The organism is Ohtaekwangia sp. (genome assembly GCF_036786105.1).
Lineage (GTDB): Bacteria > Bacteroidota > Bacteroidia > Cytophagales > Cyclobacteriaceae > Ohtaekwangia.
Genome location: NZ_DAIQRQ010000001.1, coordinates 42,855 through 60,880, shown reverse-complemented (window position 1 = coordinate 60,880; position 18,026 = coordinate 42,855). Strand labels below are relative to the sequence as shown.

Here is an 18,026-nt window from a genome sequence, read left to right as displayed (position 1 = left end):
TATACTGTTGATAACTATAGTGTAAGTCGTTTAACAGCCTGAAGAAAGTTGGAGGTAATACGTTCAGTATGCGCATGGTGTTGATTCTTCACGATCCACCTGCCATGCACAATGGTTCCGAGTACATCTGAGGCATCGGAAGTATAAAGAATAGCAGGCAGCAAATTGTTTGTGGAGGCTTGCGCTATCAAGGGTGATTTGGCATTGTACACCACCGCATCGAATGGTGCATTGATTGCAAAATATTCTTTCTGAGAATTACCCATGGCCTTTCGTCCAGCCAGCAGCGTTCTTTCAAACAATACGCGCGCGCCATCATCAAAAGTATTTCGTTTGTGCGTGGTGAATCGTTGTGCATAATCGAGCCAGCGTAAATCTTCTAACGGATTCAAACTGATATGACTGTCGGTCCCGATAGACCATGAGCCACCCTGCTGCGCAAATTTTGTGAGATTAAATATACCATCGCCAAGATTTCCTTCAGTGCCCGGGCAGAGGACTGCATGTGCTCCGCTTTTGGCAAGGCTTGTTGTTTCCTCATCCGTCATGTGTGTGCAATGCACAATATGAAAGCGACCATCAAGAGTAAAATTATTCAATAACCATTCGATAGGGTGCTGCTTAAGGTAAGCTACACAATCCTCTACTTCCTTTAACTGCTCGGCAGCATGGAGGTGAAACGGTATAATTTTAGGTCCTTGTTCAAATGTTGAAAGTATATCTTTTGCATCAACCGCGCGAAGTGAGTGCACGCTAAACCCAAGTGATGCCTGTGAGTGGTTGGCAACAAGTGTAGCAGAATCATCAAGCAGATGAAAATAATCATCTACTGTAGGTGAAATAAATCGGCGCTGCCGTGGTTGAGGCTCTTTGCCAAACCCTCCTTTTTGATAGAACACTGGTATAAGCGTAATGTTTATACCTGCCGTGGTTGCTGCAGCGATTAATCGCTCGCCCATTTCAGAAAGATTGCTATACGGCTGGCCGTCTTTATCGTGATGTAAATAATGAAATTCTGCCACGTGTGTATAACCCTTGCGCAACATTTCAGCATATAGCATGGCGGCCACCGCTTCTACCTGATCAGGATCGAGACTCAACGCACAATGATACATCGCTTCGCGCCAGCTCCAGAAATCATCTGCTGCTCCGGGTGCGTGCCTTTCTGCCATACCCGCCATAGCATATTGAAATGCATGCGAGTGAGCATTTTGAAAACCCGGCAATGCATACCCTTGCACAGCTTCGATGGCTGCGGCCTGCGGCCTGATGTCTGATATATACTTTATCACACCAGCCTCATCTACACCTACGAAACCGGGCGATAGCCATCGCTCCGAAAGAAGCATACCTTTAAATTGATAGTATTTGATATAGCTGTGCATTAGCAGAGGCGGGTAATCAGTTGATCGAATGTCTTCTTTAATAATGACCGCATCTGATTGGCACGTGCTTCATCATATCGTGTCTCGGAATCATCCATGTAGTTTACCTTGGGCATTTCAAGTTGCAGTGCGTGTTGGTTCTCGTCAGGCTTGCCAAAGGTGCGCGTAATGGTGCCGCCTTTGAAGGGATGATTGTGACTTACTTTCAAAGAAGAAGATGATAAAGTGTCGATCGTGGTTTTGATCAACTCTGGTGAAGCTGATTGCTCATCTGCATCGCCCAGTATAAGATCAGGGAATTTATCTTTTTGAATGGTTGGCACCATCTGGCGGATTGAATGGCAATCCCATAACAGCACACGTCCAAATTTTGCCTTCTTTTCATTTAACAGTGCCTGTATTTTTTCGTGATACGGACGGTAGTATAGCTCGTACCGTCTCTTCACCTCATGATCATCAACAGCTTCGCGCTTGTCTGTGTAAAGCGGTTCTCCTAAAAATGTTGTTGTCGGGCAAAGGGCTGTTATGATGCGGCCATCGCTGTAAAGCGGTTTACTATCCGGATCGCGGTTCAGATCGATTACCCAGCGGCTATAGTTTGCTGTTATCAACGTTATGCCGAGGGCCGGAGCAAAATCGTATAACTTGTCAACAAACCAATCTGTATCGTCCGGAGCTTGTATCAGTGAAGAAACATATTCGCGTTTTATATCGTCAGGAAAAGCAATGCCACAATGTGGCACACTTACAACGATTGGCACCTCAGGTGCAGTGGGATTATATATCTTGAACGGCTCCATTACTTATCGCTCTTTCTTTTCTTCTTTTTCTTCTTACCGGAGCTGTTGTCTTCTGGTGAAACTTTCGCTTTTTCCAGTTCCTCAGACTTTGTGTTTAATTCTTGTTTTGTCACCGCCAGATCAGTCTCAGCTTTATTAAGCGCTATCTGTAATTTTTCAATGGTCTGCTTGTCGTTGGCTTCTGTTGAGTTTCCACTCAATCGTTTTTTCAGCAACATAATTCTTCTGAAGCTTTCATCGATACGTGCGGAGGAGATCTCTCCTTTATTAACCATCGAGCGGATGATGGAGTGAACTTTATCTACCGTACGCTGATCGCTGCCCGCTATATTATTGGAAAACGTCATGATATCCACTCCACCCTGTATGGCCATCTTGATAGCTTGTTCAAAACCGAAATGCTTGGTGATGGCCTGCATCTGCATATCGTCAGTAAAGATCACACCATTAAAGTGAAGGCGCTTGCGTAGTATACCGGTAAGCACATCGGAAGAAAGTGTGCCGGGATTGCCTTTGGGATCAAGTTTTTTATTTACGATGTGCGAAGTCATGATAGCATCCGCATAACCGGAGTCGATCAGCAACTGGTATGGTTTCAGTTCACGTTCTTCCCAGGTGTTTGTAACATCGGCTATGCCTAAATGTGTATCGGCTTTTGAACTTCCGTGCCCAGGGAAATGCTTGAGTGATGTGATCACACCATATTTGCGGTGTTGCTTGATAACTTCTTTTGCCATGAGGGCAACAGAATCTTCATTAGCAGAAAAAGCGCGCCCGAATTTAGCGATGATCGGATTGTCAGGATTGGAAGCAAGGTCTACTACCGGGGCGAAATTTATATTTATACCCAGTCCCGCCAGCGTAGAAGCAGTTGCTTCACTATAGAAGCGAACAGAATCCAGTGTAGGTGCCTTGCCCATGGCGGCCGCAGTAATGGAGCGGGGGAATCCATATTTATCTTTCAGGCGATTAACGCGACCGCCTTCCTGATCGATACAAATGAACAATGGAATAGGCGAAGCCTGCTGATACGTCCATGTAATTTTTTTGAGTGCGACAAATGAATTGGTTGGAGGTATATTTTTTTCAAAAATGATGATCGAACCGACTTTACCTTGTCTGATCTCGCGGAGAACTTCCGGATCAACATCCGCCTTTGGGAAACCGATCAATATCATCTGACCGATTTTGATATCCAGGCTATCCACGGTTTGGGCATTTACAATTCCTGCAAGGCTGTTAAAAATCAGGAAAAAGGAGCAAACGTATTTCTTCATGCTAAATATATAGTGAATACAAGTTAATATGCTTCGTAGATGTTGTGCAGAATGCTCTGCATGTTATTCCTCACTTCAGAAGTTGAGGTTGTAAAATGTGTGTTCATAAACGAGAAGATCAAAAGCCTGCCACGTTTTGTAACCAGGTAGCCGCTCAGCGCATGGTTATTACTTAATGACCCCGTTTTACCAAAAATATAGGGCTTCTCCTCTTTGTAATAATTTCGGATGGTTCCCTTTTGTCCGCCGATGGCTAATAGCGTAAAAAGACGTTCCCGCGGTGCCAGGGTATAAATCTTCTCCCACAGTTGAACCACTGAACGAGGTGTGAACAAGTTGAATCTGGAAAGCCCTGAACCATCTTTCCACACCGGCTCATCCTGCAAATCGTTTAAGAAATTCTTTTTGCTATAGTTGATCGCAATCTCGGGTTTCAACGTGTCGCTGATTACACCTGCACACATTAACAGAAGTTGTTCTGCAATGAAGTTGTCGCTTTCCTGCATCATAATCCTGTACAAACTATCGGATGATATACTGTAAAGCGTGTGCGCTGTTGAATCGAGCGGCTTTTGAATAACAGTAATATTTTTCTTTAAGGTATCAGCAAGCAGTGATGCTGTTATGGACGGTGAAATTTTAAGAGGTACATCAATTGCCTTGGGAGAATTTTTTGGAGCCGGGAAATAGGTGAACACGTTGCTGTCAGGTTCTCGCATAGCTCCTGCCGTCTTTTGAATGGTTCCTGTGTGGAGATTTGGCCGGAAAAGGTCAGGCTGTATATCGGGCTTACCTTTTGAATACCAGATAGAAACTATATTTCCGTATATCGGCAGTGGCGATCGCTCGGGTGAGAAGTAAGCATTGTAGTCGTCCCATGCCCACCCCGGACCAAAATATTCGGTCGAAAAATTGGCAGGTGAGAAATATAGCTGATAAGGTGTATCCTTCAGAAATCTATATACGCGGTCGTTTGTAAACACATTTTTATAGAGCAGGCTTGGATCACCAGTACCCCAGAAAATAAGAGAGTCGCCATGCACGACATAGCGTAGTCCCGGAATGGAATCACTCAGTACTTTAAGACTGGTGAAGAAGGTAAAGATTTTAGTGTTAGAGGCAGGTGTAAAATATTTTGCTCCGTTGTAATCAAAAAGTGTTTTTTGTTTTGCCGGATCGTATAACACGAAGCCTACATGATCTTTAAATTTTTCCTCAGTCGATTGAAGTGTTCTTGTCAGGCCACGTTTTGAAACCGGGGAACAGTTGAACAACACAAAGCAGATATACACGAGAAATAACCACCACAGCTCTTTGGTATATACCTGCTTTTTATGCTTCATAACGCACTGCTGTTTTACAGATACCGCTCTTTCAGAATTTTACGATGATGGGTTTCATGGCCGGCAATGATGTAGCCCAGATTCAATACCGATACTGCATTCTTGTTTGCTGTACCCGTCCGTTGAAGCATTTCCGGAGTGAAGCTGCGGTATAGATCAATCGTTGTGGCGCGGAGTCGTTCCATTTCATCTGCAAGATCTTTTACAACACGGTTAGCAGCGTTCGCTTCTGGAGCGTAATCATTTTCTTCGAAGCCATGCAATTCAGTTTTATCGTTTCGGGCGAAACGTAAAGCGCGATAAGCAAATATCCGTTCTACATCGATCATGTGACACAGTAATTCTTTAATTGTCCACTTGTCGGGAGCATAACGATAATCGCCTTTTGATTCAGGAATACTGCGAACAAGATCTACAGTAAGCTTGCTGGATAGCACCAACGCTTCCATAACATCCTGGTCTTTTACATTCTCTACATAGCCTTTGTAGAAAGGAGCAACAGCAGTAAGATCTGGTCTTGTCATTTTTCAAAAGTACTTAAAAGTTCAACTTGTACAACGATCACTTCCTTTTCGGAATAGCCGCATATTCTTTTTTTACTGACTTGTCCGTAAATTTTATCACGCAAGAAGTATCATATACAACAATATCTTCATGCGCATGATCAATGAGTGCACAGAAGCCAATCACCTAGTACGTGTTTAAGATTGATCATCCTCTTTGCCAGCAGTGTTGCCGGTTTTAGGTTCCAGTAGCCGGTGTAAGCGAGTGGCTGGCGAACCGGCTGATCGCAGCATAAGGTTGCGCAAATACTCTTCAATCGGAAGAATGAGGAACGCGATTACCACCTGGATAAAGAAATCGGTAACAGGACTTGCCTTGGTCTCGAACGTTTCGCCTGCTACAGTTTGAATGAACTGTATAAACATGACAATCGTAAGCAACGATAGTAAGCGACTGATTATACGATACCGGCTGCTAAGCCGGAACGACAAAACTACAAATCCTGAGAATACTAATATTTCAAGTGCATAAAACCACGGGCGCTGCCAGTAGGGTGGCAGTACTTCAAATACTACCGGAGGAAGCTCGTGTATCTTGCCAAAGATGTCGCGCGATTGCACCATGAACTCATAATCATCTGAAGGCAGGTAAGGATAATTTACCAGGTTGTTTGTAGCCGACCAGTCTGACCAGTCTTTATCAAGACCCGCCAGGCGATAACGATATTCAATAGCACGGGAAGCAAGATAGTCTGGCTGAATTACTTCAAAGGTAAGGGCGCTTTTATTTTCCTCTACTTCAAAGTTTAGCAGGTCTACGGTTGCATCGTTATTGCGCACACCCCGAAGCATGGGCTGATTGCCAGCTTCATAGGGTATAATTTTCTTGTTGTAAAATTTATATAGCTCATTGTCTTCGGTAATAACCCATAAATCCTGGCTACTTTGGTCAATGGTAATGAAGCGGAGGTTTTGAAATAAATTCAGCAATTGAGAATTACTTTGTTCTGCTTTCTGGCCCAACAGGCTCCAGGTATGGTGATCGTTGAAGAGTATATTTCGACCATCCGAAAAATAGTGAACCGGCTTGGGTAAGGAATCAACCCGCTCAAATACATTCTTTTTTCTATTAAATCGCTGAAAGCCCTGATCATTGACGAGGAGGATTTCATTCTTCCAGCGAAGGCACGTAATGCTGTTAAATGTAGGATTGTCGATAGTTAAGGTTTGTATATTCTTTACTTCACCGGGGCTAATATCCAAACGATAAGCTTTATCGAGTGCACACAGCCAAAGCTCCTGCCCTACACCATCAGTCATAGCATCTATGCGATCATCTATATTTTCCAGGAAGTTCCACGAACTCCATTTGCCGTCAGGCGTTAATTCGAAAGCACGCACTTTGCTATCGTATGTTGATAACAGTAATGCATGTAAATTGGAGGAAGCGTACCCTGTAAGCACAGGCTCCTGAAGAATCGGGCTGGCGTTTAATCCATGTATTTCAAACGCACCGGCAAGTCCTGCAGCAATTAACTTTCCATCCAGTTGCAGAAGTTGTGTGACTTTCGCATCTATACCCTGTATTTTTTTATAAACGTATTGAGATGATCGCAGAACCCGCTCGGTCTTTTTTATAGTGCGCCGTTTTGCTTTTATAGTTTTAGGAGAACTTGTGCCCGCATTTTCTTTTGCCGATGTGGTTGTCTCGTTACCCGGGCGCTCCTCTTTGCGGTCACGTTTTCTTCTAAAGAAATACAGAAGCCCCTTCTTTTTCGGTTCTTGTTGTGTGGCACTGGACGATTTTTTAGTTTCTGTTTCCGCCGGAGTTTGCTTGGCTGAGGGTGATGGTCTGTTATTGGTACCCACTTCTATATAGTATGTAATTTCCTCGTAAGTGTCTTGTTTTTCAAGTTTAAAAAGACCGAGTGAAGTACCTACATACTCGCTTCCTTCAAATGACATTGCACAAAGTAAATTTCCAGAAAGCCCACTATAATGGCTGAATGAGCGGAACGGCAGATAAGGTGCAACCCGCGTAAATCCGTATTCGTGCGCTGCCCAAACGCAGAGACTTTTATCGCGCATTAAACTATATACTTCATTGTCGGGAAGACCGGTGCTATAGTTTACGATCTCTTGCGTGTGGCCAGACCCGGCTTCTACGAAGATCATTCCTCCGCGCAATGTTCCTAATACAAAAAGATCCCGGTTTACCCAGCTTCCGTTCACTACCACACTGGCATCGGCGTATGCCTGGTCTTGCAACTTTATTTCACGCGGATGGAGATTTTCTCCAATCAGTATAACTTTATTGGTGGCCAGTCCCAGTATATAGGAATTGTTATATCCGCTGCAGAACGTTACCTCCGATCCCGCCGGCAATCCAAGCGAGGCGTTAACCAGCTTATCGCCTTCAACTTTGTAAATACCCGCGTGTTGCGTATTGATATATACCTTGCCAAAGAGTTCAAAGATGTTCCCGAAAGAACCTGTCAGGTTAGAGGCTTTGATAATAATAGCAGGCTGATTTTTAGTTTCGATATATAGCGCCTGCTCGGTTACAAAATATAGCCGGTCACGCACGGACAAATTTTGAAATACATCGGTAACATTTTGTGCAGATAATGTTTTCAGTTTGTGATCGCCCGGAACATTGGTGTCTACTTTTCCATAGCCAGACGAACCGCTCCAGTATATATTTTTACGATCATCCTGCTGCAAAGAATACACCGCGCCATTAGTGGAAATCAGATCCCAGTTTCGGCCGTCAAATTCAAGTACACCTCTTCGTGTGGCAAAATATATAACCCCATGGTCGTCCTGAATCATATCAAAGCACACGTTGCTGAATCGCTCCTTACCCGGGGAATAATGAGACAGAAAGTAATTACCGTTTTGACTACGCAGTGAAAAGAAACTGAGCAGTAGAATAGAGCAAAGAATAAAGCGCATGGAAAAAAGTCCTTACAGGTAAAGGTAAAAAAATGTGGCAACGTTAACCACCTGTAATGCTGGCAATTAAAGATTTAGTAATACTAACTGATGCGGCTCCAGTTTACTACCGTTTTCCGCATAGAATCAATCTGCGTGCGGATTACACTGTTTTCGGGTTTTTCGAGCTCCGGATCATTTTGCAGTATTTGAATAGCTGCTTCGCGGGCTAGTTGAAGTGTAGGGCCATCTTTCGCGAGGTCCGCAATCATCAGGTCAAGTGCTCCACTTTGTTGTGTGCCCATTACATCGCCGGGTCCACGCAACTTTAAATCAGTCTCCGATATTTCAAATCCGTTGTTGGTCTTTACCATCGTCTCGATGCGAGTTCGCGAATCAGCACCAAGCTTATAGTCCGTCATCAATATACAATACGATTGCTCCGCGCCACGTCCCACGCGTCCGCGGAGCTGGTGTAACTGCGACAATCCGAACCGTTCTGCGTTTTCTATGATCATAACCGAAGCATTGGGAACATCCACACCTACTTCAATAACCGTGGTGGCTATCATAATCTTGGTTTCATTTTTTGCAAAGCGAGCCATCTCAAAATCTTTTGCATCGGGCTTCATCTTTCCGTGAACAATGCTGATTGCATAATCAGGGAATGCCCGGCATACGCTTTCATAGCCATCCATCAGGTGTTTAAGGTCAAGCTTTTCAGATTCTTCGATCAGCGGATATACTATATATACCTGCCTGCCTGCTTCGATTTGATCTCTTATAAACTGATTTACCTGCAGGCGATGCGAATCAAACCTATGAATGGTTTTAATCGGCTTCCTGCCAGCCGGCAACTGATCTATTACCGATACATCCAGATCTCCATATAGCGTCATCGCCAGCGTACGCGGTATTGGTGTAGCCGTCATCACCAATACGTGGGGGTATATATCTGCATTTTTTTGCCAGAGCTTTGAACGCTGTGCTACACCAAATCGATGTTGCTCGTCAACCACGGCAAGGCCCAGGTTTTTGAATTGTACCTCCTCTTCTAACAATGCATGTGTACCTATCAATATCTTGAGCTCTCCCGAACGAAGTGCATCGTGAATTTCTCGGCGTGCAGATTTTTTTGTTGAACCAGTCAATAGCGCAATAGGAAGCTGCATCTTATCAGCATAACGCTTCAATCCGTTGTAATGCTGTTGTGCGAGTATTTCGGTGGGTGCCATCAATGCAGCCTGCGAACCACCGCCTACAATAACAAGCATACAAATAAAGCCAACAATTGTTTTACCACTGCCAACGTCTCCTTGCAACAATCGATTCATTTGCTTGCCGGATTTCAGATCGGCATATATTTCCTTGATAACTTTTTTCTGTGCATCCGTAAGAGCAAAAGGCAAATGCTCGTTATAAAATTTCGTAAGCAACGTAGCGTCCTGAAAAATCTGGCCCTTGAATTTTTCCTGTCGCACCAGCTTAAGTTTCAACAGCCGAAGCTGTATATAAAACAGTTCTTCAAACTTTAATCGTTGTTGCGACTTTGCTAATAATTCAAAGCTCTTCGGAAAATGTATATTTACCAGAGCCTCTTTCTTTGCTATAAGTTTGTGCGTGTTAAGTATAGATTGAGGAAGCGTTTCCCGTATTTTATCTTTTGATACTGTGAGCAGCTCCTGCATGAGCTTTGCTATGGTCTTACTGTCAATACGTTTGTTGCGTAATTTTTCTGAAAGAGGATATACTGGTTGCAGCGATCCTTCCTGCTCATTCTTTTGTGTCAGTACATCTATTTCCGGATGCGCAATACTAAATTTACTTCCAAAGCGTGCAGGCTTGCCAAAGACAATGTATGGTATACCAATTTTTATTTTTTCGTTAACCCAGTTAATTCCCTGAAACCAGACTAACTCCACCTCGCCTGTTTCATCAACCAGGTTGGCAACCAAACGTTTTTTAGACCCAACACCAATTACTTCTTTTTTTCTTATTGCACCTTTTATCTGCACAAATGGCCAGTCATCGGATAGTTCTTTAATACTGTAAAATTTTGTGCGGTCTTCGTATCGGAAAGGAAAATGCTGAAGCAAATCTCCGAATGTAAAGATGTTTAACTCTTTATTGAGTAACGCTGATCGCTGCGGACCTACGCCTTTTAGGAATTCAATTGAAGTATCAAAAAATGCAGCCATCCGTATAATGCAAGGTCAAAGATTCAAAGTAACAAGGTCTTTGATCACAAGAAAAAAATTTGATGTTAAAACTATAGAAGTGTTAAAAATAGCGGTTACAAAATAAAGTCATGTACTATCAAGTAATGTTGCAAGCAAATATGAAGATTGAGCCAACCAATTTTAAGGGAATAGAGTACGTGCAGGTTAATCAATTACCTGAAGACCAGCAGGCGTTGATTTTACAAACGATTAGCAGTAATCTCTATATCAAGATACTGATCGATGGGAAAATCATAGGAAAGTGCCTGCAATATAAAGATTACGACCTATGGTATCATAATGTCTTCAAACCGGGAGATGTACTGACCAAAGTAACAATCAAAAATTCAGAACTTCTGGAACCGGTTGCAAAAGGCAATTAATCCCAAATCCCAGCATCGGGACAACTTCCAAAACATTCCCTTCAGGGTCTTCAAAGTAAAAGGACTCTTTCCCACTTTTCCAGGTCACTTCAGCAGTAAATAGAAATGCCTTTGGATTTTATCTCGTCCTTTACCTGTAAATACTCAGCTTCGGCAACTTCAAATGCGAAATGAAGTTTGCCGCTACCATAATGGGCCTGTGGTGTCGTTTTTAATATTGAATCTTCCGGATTAAAACACAATAGAACTGAACTGCCTGCACGAAAAAAAATGTGCTTTCCGTTTACATAACTGATTATTGACAAGCCGAGTACTTTATTATAAAATCTTTTTGCTTCTTCCAGATCGTGTACATACAGGCAAGTCTCTTTTATCTTTAACGGATTCATAGGCACATCGATTTTTTTACTGCACAGTATTCATCCCAAATATCTTTTAGTATGGTTGCCGCCGGTTGAACCGCTTTGATGCCGGCTGATACCTGGCCTATCTCCAGTTCACCTTCATCCAGGTTGCCTTCAAACATGCCTCGTTTGGCTCTTCGTGTTCCTAGCAAGGTTAGCAGCTCTTCCTTGGTTGCTCCTCTCAGTTCAGCTTCCTGCACCTGCTGAAAGAAGGAGTTTTTAAGCAGGCGTACAGGGGTTAATTGCTTCAACGTTAAAACGGTATCACCTTCGGTGCTTTCGGTGATCTTCTTTTTAAAATGCTCATGTGCGGAGGATTCTTCGCTTGCGGCAAATCTGCTTCCAATCTGCACACCGTTCGCTCCCAAAGCTTCACAGGCGGCCATGGCACGCCCGCTGGCGATACCACCTGCTGCAATCAGCGGAATCTTAATAGCATCGCGAACAATTGGTATAAGCACAAGTGTAGTGGTTTCTTCCCGTCCGTTGTGTCCACCCGCTTCAAAGCCTTCTGCTACTACGGCATCTACGCCTGCCTGTTCAGCTTTGCGTGCAAACTTTGCACTGGACACCACGTGTACAACCGTTATGCCTTTATCTTTCAGAAAGGGTGTCCATGTAGCAGGGTTTCCGGCTGATGTAAAAACAATCTTTATCCTCTCATCCAACACTACATTTATTAGCTGCTCTATTTCCGGATATAGTAAGGGTATATTAACACCGAAAGGTTTATCGGTAGCCTGTTTGCATTTCGCGATGTGTTCACGTAACACTTCCGGATACATAGATCCTGCACCAAGTAATCCTAGCCCTCCGGCATTGCTTACTGCCGATGCCAGTCTCCATCCGCTGCACCAAATCATGCCAGCCTGAACGATGGGATATTGAACGTTAAAAAGTTGCTGTATTCTTGTGTTCACGGGTGCTTAGTATACTTAAAAAAATAAATATTTCAACACTGCTTTTTGTATTGTTACCAGGTTTTGAAACATTACTTTCGATCGTGTGTTTTTTACTCATACAGAAAAGCCTTCAAAGTTGTCCACAAAGAATTGATTTATAAATTTCCATGTAACACGTTGATTTATTGCGCTTTAAACGATAATACGCAGGTAATGTGGATAAGTAATGAGTTTTGTGGATTACTTTTTGCCAAATATCTTACATCTTATAACTACCTGAATTTTAAGGTTTTCTTCATCCTGATTTTTAGTCCGTTCATCAATTTTTATGCACAATTGAAAAGAGAATTTATAACCGATAAAATCAACTGACGTTATTTCGAATATGAGAAAAAAAATATTTCTGTTCTTTCTTCTTTTTTCTCTTTACAGATTATCCGCGCAGCAAGCAACAGTAGTAAAGTTTGATAGGCTGCAACAGCTCATGAATGAGAAATCCGGCACCATTCAAATCATAAATTTTTGGGCTACCTGGTGTGCGCCCTGTGTAAAAGAACTTCCCTTGTTCGAGAAGCTTCGTTCAGAAAGTACTGATGTGAAGGTAACACTCATCAACCTCGACTTTGCGGACAAGGTTAAAAAGGTCAATACATTTTTGCTGAAGAAAAATATACAGAGTGAGGTATTGCTTCTGGATGAAATAGATTACAACACCTGGATCGACAAAGTTGATAAAAACTGGGGCGGCGCTATACCGGCCACGCTTATCATCAATCCGAAGAATGGAAAAAGAAAGTTTGTAGAACGAGAACTTCATGAAGGCGAGCTTCAAAAACTTATTGAAGAAGTACAATGAAGTATATTTAGATAATTTTAAACTCTAAACTGTGTTATGAAAAACGTAAAACTATCGGCATGGCTGGCGTTATCGCTTGTTGTATTGTTCGCAGGTCGGTCTCCAAAGTACGAAGTAGGAGACACAGTAGTCGATTTCAAATTGAAGAACGTTGACGGTAAATATGTTTCTCTTTCAGACTATAAAACTTCTAAGGGGGTGATTGTGATCTTTGATTGCAACACATGTCCTTATTCCAAAGCTTATAACGAACGCATTCAGGCGTTGAACAAAAACTATGCTTCCAGGGGATTTCCTGTTGTGGCGATTAACGCCAACGACCCGGAGCTTTCACCTGGCGATTCTTTTGAAGAGATGGTAGCCGTTGCCAAAAAGAAAAAGTATGATTTTCCTTATCTCGTAGATGAAACGCAACAGGTAGCAAAAGCTTTCGGGGCCTCGAACACACCTCATGTATTTGTATTGCAGCGTGACGGTAAAGATTTTAAAGTTGCTTATATCGGCGCTATCGACAATAACACACGCGATGAGAATGCAGCCGATAAAAAATATGTCGAAGAAGCTGTTGATGCGCTGCTTGCCGGCAAGCCAGTACCCACTGCCAAAACCAAGGCAATTGGCTGTGGCATCAAGTGGAGGAATGTTTAAAGCACTTATGCACGCTTGGCAATTTGGACTGCTGCAGTATACGATGTAGTCCATGCAGCTTGAAAATTATAGCCACCGGTCTCCCCGTCTATATTTAAAACCTCTCCTGCGAAGAAGAGGTTTTTTATTTTCTTGCTTTCCATGGTGTTGATATCGATATCTGCGAGGTCAACACCTCCGCAGGTAACAAACTCTTCCTTAAAAGTTGTTTTACCTTTAATTTGGAATGCAGACCTGATTATTCCTTCCAGAAGTTTATTGAGATTCTTTTGAGGCAATTCAGCCCATATTTTTTGATCTTCTATTTCTGCCAGCGTGCAGAGCAGCTGCCATAAACGCGAGGGCAGATCGAATAATGGATAGTTATAAATCTTCTGTTTGCCATGGAGTGCTTTATAATTTTTCAATTGCTCCCGAATATCATCCTCCCTGGCAGGACCAATCCAGCTTACAAGAACCGTAAACTGATAGTTGATGTCGTGAAGATATTCTGCGGCCCAGGCTGACAATTTTATAACCGCTGGTCCGCTTAGTCCCCAGTGCGTAATAAGTAACGGACCTGTCTGTAAAAATTTGGTTGTAGCAATGCGTACTTCTGCATTTGGCACAGCCACCCCCATAAGATCTTTAAATACTTTTTGAGAATCGTTGAAGGTGAACAATGAAGGAATGGGTGGTATAATGCGAATATTCAAGGCCTGTATCCATTGATAAAATTGAAGGTTAGGATTGCCTCCAATAGCAATTAATACTTTTTTTCCCCGGTATATATATCCTTGTGAAGTATATATTCCGAAACCGTCATTTTCCAGTTTGATATTCTCGACAGCCCGTTCAAGTTCAATCTTTATTTTGTATCGGGCTGTTTCGTTTAGAAAACAATCGATTATAGTTTGTGAACTGTCTGTAACCGGAAACATTCTGCCATCTTCTTCTGCCTTCAATGCAACCTTTTTTTCTTCGAACCATTCGACAACATTTTTAGCATGATAATTTTTAAAAAGCGACTTAAGTGGCTTTTCTCCCCGCGGGTAATGACGGGCAAGTTGTAACGGGTCGAAGCAGTGCTGTGTTACATTGCATCTTCCTCCACCCGATACTTTTACTTTAGCCAAAACTTTATTTGATTTTTCAAGGATCAGAATCTTGGCACCAGGTTGCAGAATAGCTGTTTGTATGGCTCCGTAAAACCCTGCTGCGCCTCCTCCAATTACAATGAGATCATAATCGTGCATTCACAAATCTACACATCCGGTTGACGCGGCGCCAAAAAATCAAATTGTATCGACTGTGAGGGAAGGAGTATATTCTATGGATAACGATAATACGTTTTGCTTACAATCTTCCAGCCTTCAGTGAATTTATAAAGCACAAGGTAATCGGTAAAGGCTCTCTTGTTCTCCCGGTAAAGATCGAGTTTAACAACAGCAGCACTTCCGGTTATATCGACTGAAATAAATTTACCTTCAGCCTTTGGGCTGGGTGCAGCGTTTTCTTTTTTTCTTTTCTCGATGGCTGCGATCCATTCTTCTATAGGATAAGGTTTAACATCATTATCAACGAAGCGGAGCATGGTAAATGCAGGATGGAAACCCTTTCGTATAACTTCCGGGCTACCTCCATTTTGAATGCCATCAATATAGGATGAGGAGATAACCTGTTTAATAGCATCCTCATCAGTTTGTGCTTTTACAAAAACAGAAAGTGCAACAAACAGCAGGGTATAAATTATTTTCATAGTAGAAGGATTATATACTTCGGAAAATAAACTGCCTGAGGCCAGGCGGGGTTCTATGCAACCGACAGATGTAATGTGGAAGTATATGAAATGCAGAGAGCGGGATACGAAAAGCCTCGGCATCGGTCCCTCTTCCCCTCTCCCGGGCAAAGCCCGGTGCGAGAGGAAAAAAATTTTGGTAGATTAAAGTCACAACTAATTTCACGTGCACGAAATCAGATGTAAAACAGAGGGGGTCTTTTATTTTTAAGCACGGAATAAAATCGAAATGCGGTTAGTTCAGGCGCGTGTTGGAGAGTAAATCATTCCAATCCTTGTCAGCTTCTGGTTTTACTCGCTCTTGTACAATTTCAGCTAAACGGTTATCAACGTCTTTGGAGACAAGCGTGGCAGCAACGCCCAGCGCATTGCCCAAATGCAGCGTTTTTTCATCTACTTCATCAGCAACAAAAATTACGGGCGTGTGGCGGTTTACAGAATGCGTGCGTATGGAACGCACCAGTTCAAAGCCTGTGACCACAGGCAGGTCAGTGCCGCAGATTATCAGATCGAAATGTTCGATTCGCGAGGTTAGGAGCCCATCCAAACCAGACTCGGTGTGAAGCACAACGGGATTGCATCCGCTGAGCACTGACTTAATTTGAACAACGGTTTCTTTCTGCCTGTGAACCACAAGTATTTTCATTACTTCGAAAAGCGCAGTTTTAAACATTAATTTCCTAAACCTTTTAAGAAAGTTCGCTATTTGAAAGCACATCTATTTTGCCCGGCAAAAGGCCAAAATCACAGGTGTTTAAACAGAAAAATCGAAAAGCCTTGAAAGTGAAGGCTATAAAAGATGTTTGGCAGGTTAGTGGGGGTAAAAAACTACTACAAAATTAGTACAATTTTACTATACGGCTTTTTTCGGTTTTAGCTTACGATGCCCGCCTCATAAGCGTATTTCACCAGTCCAACCGTATTGTTAACGCCTATCTTTTCCATCATGTTTACCCGGTGGTTGCGAACGGTATTCTCACTCAGCGATAATTTTTGGCTAATCTCACGTATGGTTAGTTCGCGGCAAATAAGGACGAGAATTTCTTTTTCCCGATCAGTTATCTCCGCATGCTTGAAATGTGGTCGTTGGCCTGGCTTTTTTTCGGTGATGTTTTTTCGCAGCACAGATGCCACCAGATCATTGTGATAAAAGTCTTTCTCTGCCACCGAATAAATGGCCTTTTCCAGCTCTGTGGGCTCGGTGTTTTTAAGCAGAAAAGCATGCACCCCCATTTCCATCATGTGGAGAATGTATTTGTAGCTGTCGTGCATGGTTAGGATAATGATCTTTATTTCCGGATGCTTTTTGAGAATCTGCTCGCAGGTTTCAGCCCCATCCATTACCGGCATTTGAAGATCGATGATAGCAACATCGGGGATATCGTACTTGATAAGGGTGAGCAGGTCTTTTCCATTTTCCGCATCTTTTACTTCCTCCACTCTTTCGAACGTGCGTAAAAGATTTACCATGGCTTTGCGGAAAAGCGTGTGATCGTCAGCTATATAGACCTTAAACTTTCTCATAGGGGACAATGAGAGTAACTTTACTTCCGATCGAACGCTCTTTGTCGAAAAGTACGGAGGCGCCTAATACGCGTGCCCGGTTTTCAATATTGAACAGACCTAATCCTTTGCCGTTTTGAGTAGCATTTTTTATGGCATCCGGATCGTACCCTATACCGTTGTCTTCCACTGACACAGAGAGCGTATCTCCGCCTGCTATGGTTACTTCAACTACCGATGCCCTGGAGTGTTTCAGCGCATTGTTTAGAAGTTCCTGTACCACACGAAACAGCATCAGTTCTCTACTTTTTTCGAAGCTACGAACTTCTCCCTGTTCTACACAATGGATGGGTAAAAGAGATGTTTCGTGGAAGCGTTCGCACAGTTCTTTTACAGCAGGTGCGAAACCAAATTTCTCTAACGTAGAAGGCATCAATTCGCGGCTGATGGCTCGCACGGAAGAGATGGTATCATCGAGCATCATCTTTGGTTGATCAAGGCTCTCGGGCGAGGGCAACTGCCGGGCAACGGTAATGATACCAACGCGTATTGTAGAAAGCATGGCTCCAATGCTATCGTGGAGTTCTCCGGCCAGTCGTCTGCGTTCTTGTTCTTGCGATTCGAGCGCTGCTTCCATCATTTTTTGCTGATAAATAAGCTCAAGCTGTTGACGTTTAAATTGTTCCTGAATCATTTTCTTCTGATAGAAAACCATGAACAGAATGATGGCAATAGCAAGCAGGAGCATGCCTACGGTGCCAAGGGTGATGAGGAGGGCGATTTGATATTCCGAAGGTCCTGCCATAATCCGATCATCACAACCAAATGCTGGATGATGTACATGATAATTTGAAATGTACCGTAAAACAAGAAATCATTATGCAAAACTTCAACTAAATAAGTAGTAAAAACCGAAAGAAAAAGCGTACCGGCATTGAAAATGAGAATAGATGTGCAAAACCAGAACATTGGGAGGCGATGCAACTGCTGCGCAGGCAGGTCTATGAGCAGCCGGTAAAAGTAAACGATACTAAAACATATAAAGATTATAGCGCTGGCAATCTGGTTATACGAATTGATATCCTTCTTTTG

At 42.9% G+C, this 18,026-nt stretch carries 17 protein-coding genes; 3 read left to right on the top strand and 14 right to left on the bottom strand.

Going from position 1 to position 18,026, the window contains the following annotated elements; translation table 11 throughout:
- Nucleotides 1-14 precede the first annotated feature (14 nt).
- From hutF to recG, 7 genes are all read right to left on the bottom strand, one after another.
- Nucleotides 15-1,385 carry a formimidoylglutamate deiminase gene (hutF, locus tag V7Q33_RS00310; RefSeq protein WP_333818546.1) on the bottom strand — a complete coding sequence of 457 codons (1,371 nt, stop codon included), beginning with the start codon at nucleotides 1,383-1,385 and terminating at the stop codon, nucleotides 15-17.
- Nucleotides 1,385-2,185: an N-formylglutamate amidohydrolase gene (locus V7Q33_RS00305; protein ID WP_333818545.1), complete on the bottom strand. Its 801-nt coding sequence runs from the start codon at nucleotides 2,183-2,185 to the stop codon at nucleotides 1,385-1,387. Before V7Q33_RS00305 ends, hutF begins: the two co-directional genes overlap by 1 nt.
- Complete coding sequence (locus V7Q33_RS00300; RefSeq protein ID WP_333818544.1) at nucleotides 2,185-3,462, bottom strand: glycoside hydrolase family 3 protein; 1,278 nt, start codon at nucleotides 3,460-3,462, stop codon at nucleotides 2,185-2,187. Before V7Q33_RS00300 ends, V7Q33_RS00305 begins: the two co-directional genes overlap by 1 nt.
- Before the next feature lie 23 nt (nucleotides 3,463-3,485).
- Nucleotides 3,486-4,805: a D-alanyl-D-alanine carboxypeptidase/D-alanyl-D-alanine-endopeptidase gene (locus V7Q33_RS00295; RefSeq protein WP_331982244.1), complete on the bottom strand. Its 1,320-nt coding sequence runs from the start codon at nucleotides 4,803-4,805 to the stop codon at nucleotides 3,486-3,488.
- Nucleotides 4,806-4,819: 14 nt separating this feature from the next.
- Complete coding sequence (locus V7Q33_RS00290) at nucleotides 4,820-5,329, bottom strand: DinB family protein (RefSeq protein WP_333818543.1); 510 nt, start codon at nucleotides 5,327-5,329, stop codon at nucleotides 4,820-4,822.
- A gap of 177 nt (nucleotides 5,330-5,506) precedes the next feature.
- Nucleotides 5,507-8,140: a triple tyrosine motif-containing protein gene (locus V7Q33_RS00285; RefSeq protein ID WP_333818542.1), complete on the bottom strand. Its 2,634-nt coding sequence runs from the start codon at nucleotides 8,138-8,140 to the stop codon at nucleotides 5,507-5,509.
- Nucleotides 8,141-8,346: 206 nt separating this feature from the next.
- Nucleotides 8,347-10,440 (bottom strand): ATP-dependent DNA helicase RecG, encoded by a 2,094-nt coding sequence (recG, locus tag V7Q33_RS00280; protein WP_333818541.1) that lies wholly within the window; start codon nucleotides 10,438-10,440, stop codon nucleotides 8,347-8,349.
- 110 nt (nucleotides 10,441-10,550) lie between these two features.
- Between recG and V7Q33_RS00275 the strand changes: the two genes are divergently transcribed.
- Complete coding sequence (locus V7Q33_RS00275) at nucleotides 10,551-10,844, top strand: hypothetical protein (protein ID WP_331982257.1); 294 nt, start codon at nucleotides 10,551-10,553, stop codon at nucleotides 10,842-10,844.
- Nucleotides 10,845-10,933: 89 nt separating this feature from the next.
- Here the strand turns inward: V7Q33_RS00275 and V7Q33_RS00270 are convergent, their stop codons facing one another.
- Both V7Q33_RS00270 and V7Q33_RS00265 read right to left on the bottom strand, forming a co-directional pair.
- On the bottom strand, nucleotides 10,934-11,233 hold the full coding sequence (locus tag V7Q33_RS00270) for a VOC family protein (protein WP_333818540.1): 300 nt from the start codon (nucleotides 11,231-11,233) through the stop codon (nucleotides 10,934-10,936).
- The gene (locus tag V7Q33_RS00265) at nucleotides 11,230-12,168 is read right to left on the bottom strand and encodes an NAD(P)H-dependent flavin oxidoreductase (RefSeq protein WP_333818538.1); all 939 of its coding nucleotides are present in this window, start codon (nucleotides 12,166-12,168) and stop codon (nucleotides 11,230-11,232) included. Before V7Q33_RS00265 ends, V7Q33_RS00270 begins: the two co-directional genes overlap by 4 nt.
- 466 nt (nucleotides 12,169-12,634) lie before the next feature.
- Here V7Q33_RS00265 and V7Q33_RS00260 point away from each other — a divergent pair, with 466 nt between their 5' ends.
- Complete coding sequence (locus tag V7Q33_RS00260) at nucleotides 12,635-13,006, top strand: TlpA family protein disulfide reductase (RefSeq protein WP_333818537.1); 372 nt, start codon at nucleotides 12,635-12,637, stop codon at nucleotides 13,004-13,006.
- Between the two features lie 36 nt (nucleotides 13,007-13,042).
- Entirely contained in the window at nucleotides 13,043-13,654 is a 612-nt protein-coding gene (locus V7Q33_RS00255) for a thioredoxin family protein (protein WP_333818536.1), read from the top strand.
- Nucleotides 13,655-13,659: 5 nt separating this feature from the next.
- On the opposite strand, the gene V7Q33_RS00250 is transcribed toward V7Q33_RS00255, so the two are convergent.
- The 5 genes from V7Q33_RS00250 to V7Q33_RS00230 all read right to left on the bottom strand — a co-directional run bounded on the left by V7Q33_RS00250 (nucleotide 13,660) and on the right by V7Q33_RS00230 (nucleotide 17,739).
- Entirely contained in the window at nucleotides 13,660-14,889 is a 1,230-nt protein-coding gene (locus tag V7Q33_RS00250) for an NAD(P)/FAD-dependent oxidoreductase (protein ID WP_333818535.1), read from the bottom strand.
- Nucleotides 14,890-14,963: 74 nt separating this feature from the next.
- Entirely contained in the window at nucleotides 14,964-15,392 is a 429-nt protein-coding gene (locus tag V7Q33_RS00245; protein WP_331974931.1) for a nuclear transport factor 2 family protein, read from the bottom strand.
- 274 nt (nucleotides 15,393-15,666) lie between these two features.
- The gene (locus tag V7Q33_RS00240) at nucleotides 15,667-16,104 is read right to left on the bottom strand and encodes a response regulator (RefSeq protein WP_331974929.1); all 438 of its coding nucleotides are present in this window, start codon (nucleotides 16,102-16,104) and stop codon (nucleotides 15,667-15,669) included.
- 200 nt (nucleotides 16,105-16,304) lie between these two features.
- The gene (locus V7Q33_RS00235; RefSeq protein ID WP_331974927.1) at nucleotides 16,305-16,955 is read right to left on the bottom strand and encodes a response regulator transcription factor; all 651 of its coding nucleotides are present in this window, start codon (nucleotides 16,953-16,955) and stop codon (nucleotides 16,305-16,307) included.
- Nucleotides 16,942-17,739, bottom strand: a complete 798-nt coding sequence (locus V7Q33_RS00230) for a sensor histidine kinase (protein WP_331974925.1) — start codon at nucleotides 17,737-17,739, stop codon at nucleotides 16,942-16,944. The genes V7Q33_RS00235 and V7Q33_RS00230 overlap by 14 nt, the downstream gene beginning before the upstream one ends.
- Nucleotides 17,740-18,026 lie beyond the last annotated feature (287 nt).

Excerpts from the sequence above, each read along its gene's own strand:
- hutF (WP_333818546.1), bottom strand. The coding sequence starts at position 1,385 with ATGCACAGCTATATCAAATACTATCAATTTAAAGGTATGCTTCTTTCG.
- V7Q33_RS00305 (WP_333818545.1), bottom strand. The coding sequence starts at position 2,185 with ATGGAGCCGTTCAAGATATATAATCCCACTGCACCTGAGGTGCCAATC.
- V7Q33_RS00300 (WP_333818544.1), bottom strand. The coding sequence starts at position 3,462 with ATGAAGAAATACGTTTGCTCCTTTTTCCTGATTTTTAACAGCCTTGCA.
- V7Q33_RS00295 (WP_331982244.1), bottom strand. The coding sequence starts at position 4,805 with ATGAAGCATAAAAAGCAGGTATATACCAAAGAGCTGTGGTGGTTATTT.
- V7Q33_RS00290 (WP_333818543.1), bottom strand. The coding sequence starts at position 5,329 with ATGACAAGACCAGATCTTACTGCTGTTGCTCCTTTCTACAAAGGCTAT.
- V7Q33_RS00285 (WP_333818542.1), bottom strand. The coding sequence starts at position 8,140 with ATGATTCAGGACGACCATGGGGTTATATATTTTGCCACACGAAGAGGT.
- recG (WP_333818541.1), bottom strand. The coding sequence starts at position 10,440 with ATGGCTGCATTTTTTGATACTTCAATTGAATTCCTAAAAGGCGTAGGT.
- V7Q33_RS00275 (WP_331982257.1), top strand. The coding sequence starts at position 10,551 with ATGTACTATCAAGTAATGTTGCAAGCAAATATGAAGATTGAGCCAACC.
- V7Q33_RS00270 (WP_333818540.1), bottom strand. The coding sequence starts at position 11,233 with ATGAATCCGTTAAAGATAAAAGAGACTTGCCTGTATGTACACGATCTG.
- V7Q33_RS00260 (WP_333818537.1), top strand. The coding sequence starts at position 12,635 with ATGAATGAGAAATCCGGCACCATTCAAATCATAAATTTTTGGGCTACC.
- V7Q33_RS00255 (WP_333818536.1), top strand. The coding sequence starts at position 13,043 with ATGAAAAACGTAAAACTATCGGCATGGCTGGCGTTATCGCTTGTTGTA.
- V7Q33_RS00250 (WP_333818535.1), bottom strand. The coding sequence starts at position 14,889 with ATGCACGATTATGATCTCATTGTAATTGGAGGAGGCGCAGCAGGGTTT.
- V7Q33_RS00245 (WP_331974931.1), bottom strand. The coding sequence starts at position 15,392 with ATGAAAATAATTTATACCCTGCTGTTTGTTGCACTTTCTGTTTTTGTA.
- V7Q33_RS00240 (WP_331974929.1), bottom strand. The coding sequence starts at position 16,104 with ATGTTTAAAACTGCGCTTTTCGAAGTAATGAAAATACTTGTGGTTCAC.
- V7Q33_RS00235 (WP_331974927.1), bottom strand. The coding sequence starts at position 16,955 with ATGAGAAAGTTTAAGGTCTATATAGCTGACGATCACACGCTTTTCCGC.
- V7Q33_RS00230 (WP_331974925.1), bottom strand. The coding sequence starts at position 17,739 with ATGGCAGGACCTTCGGAATATCAAATCGCCCTCCTCATCACCCTTGGC.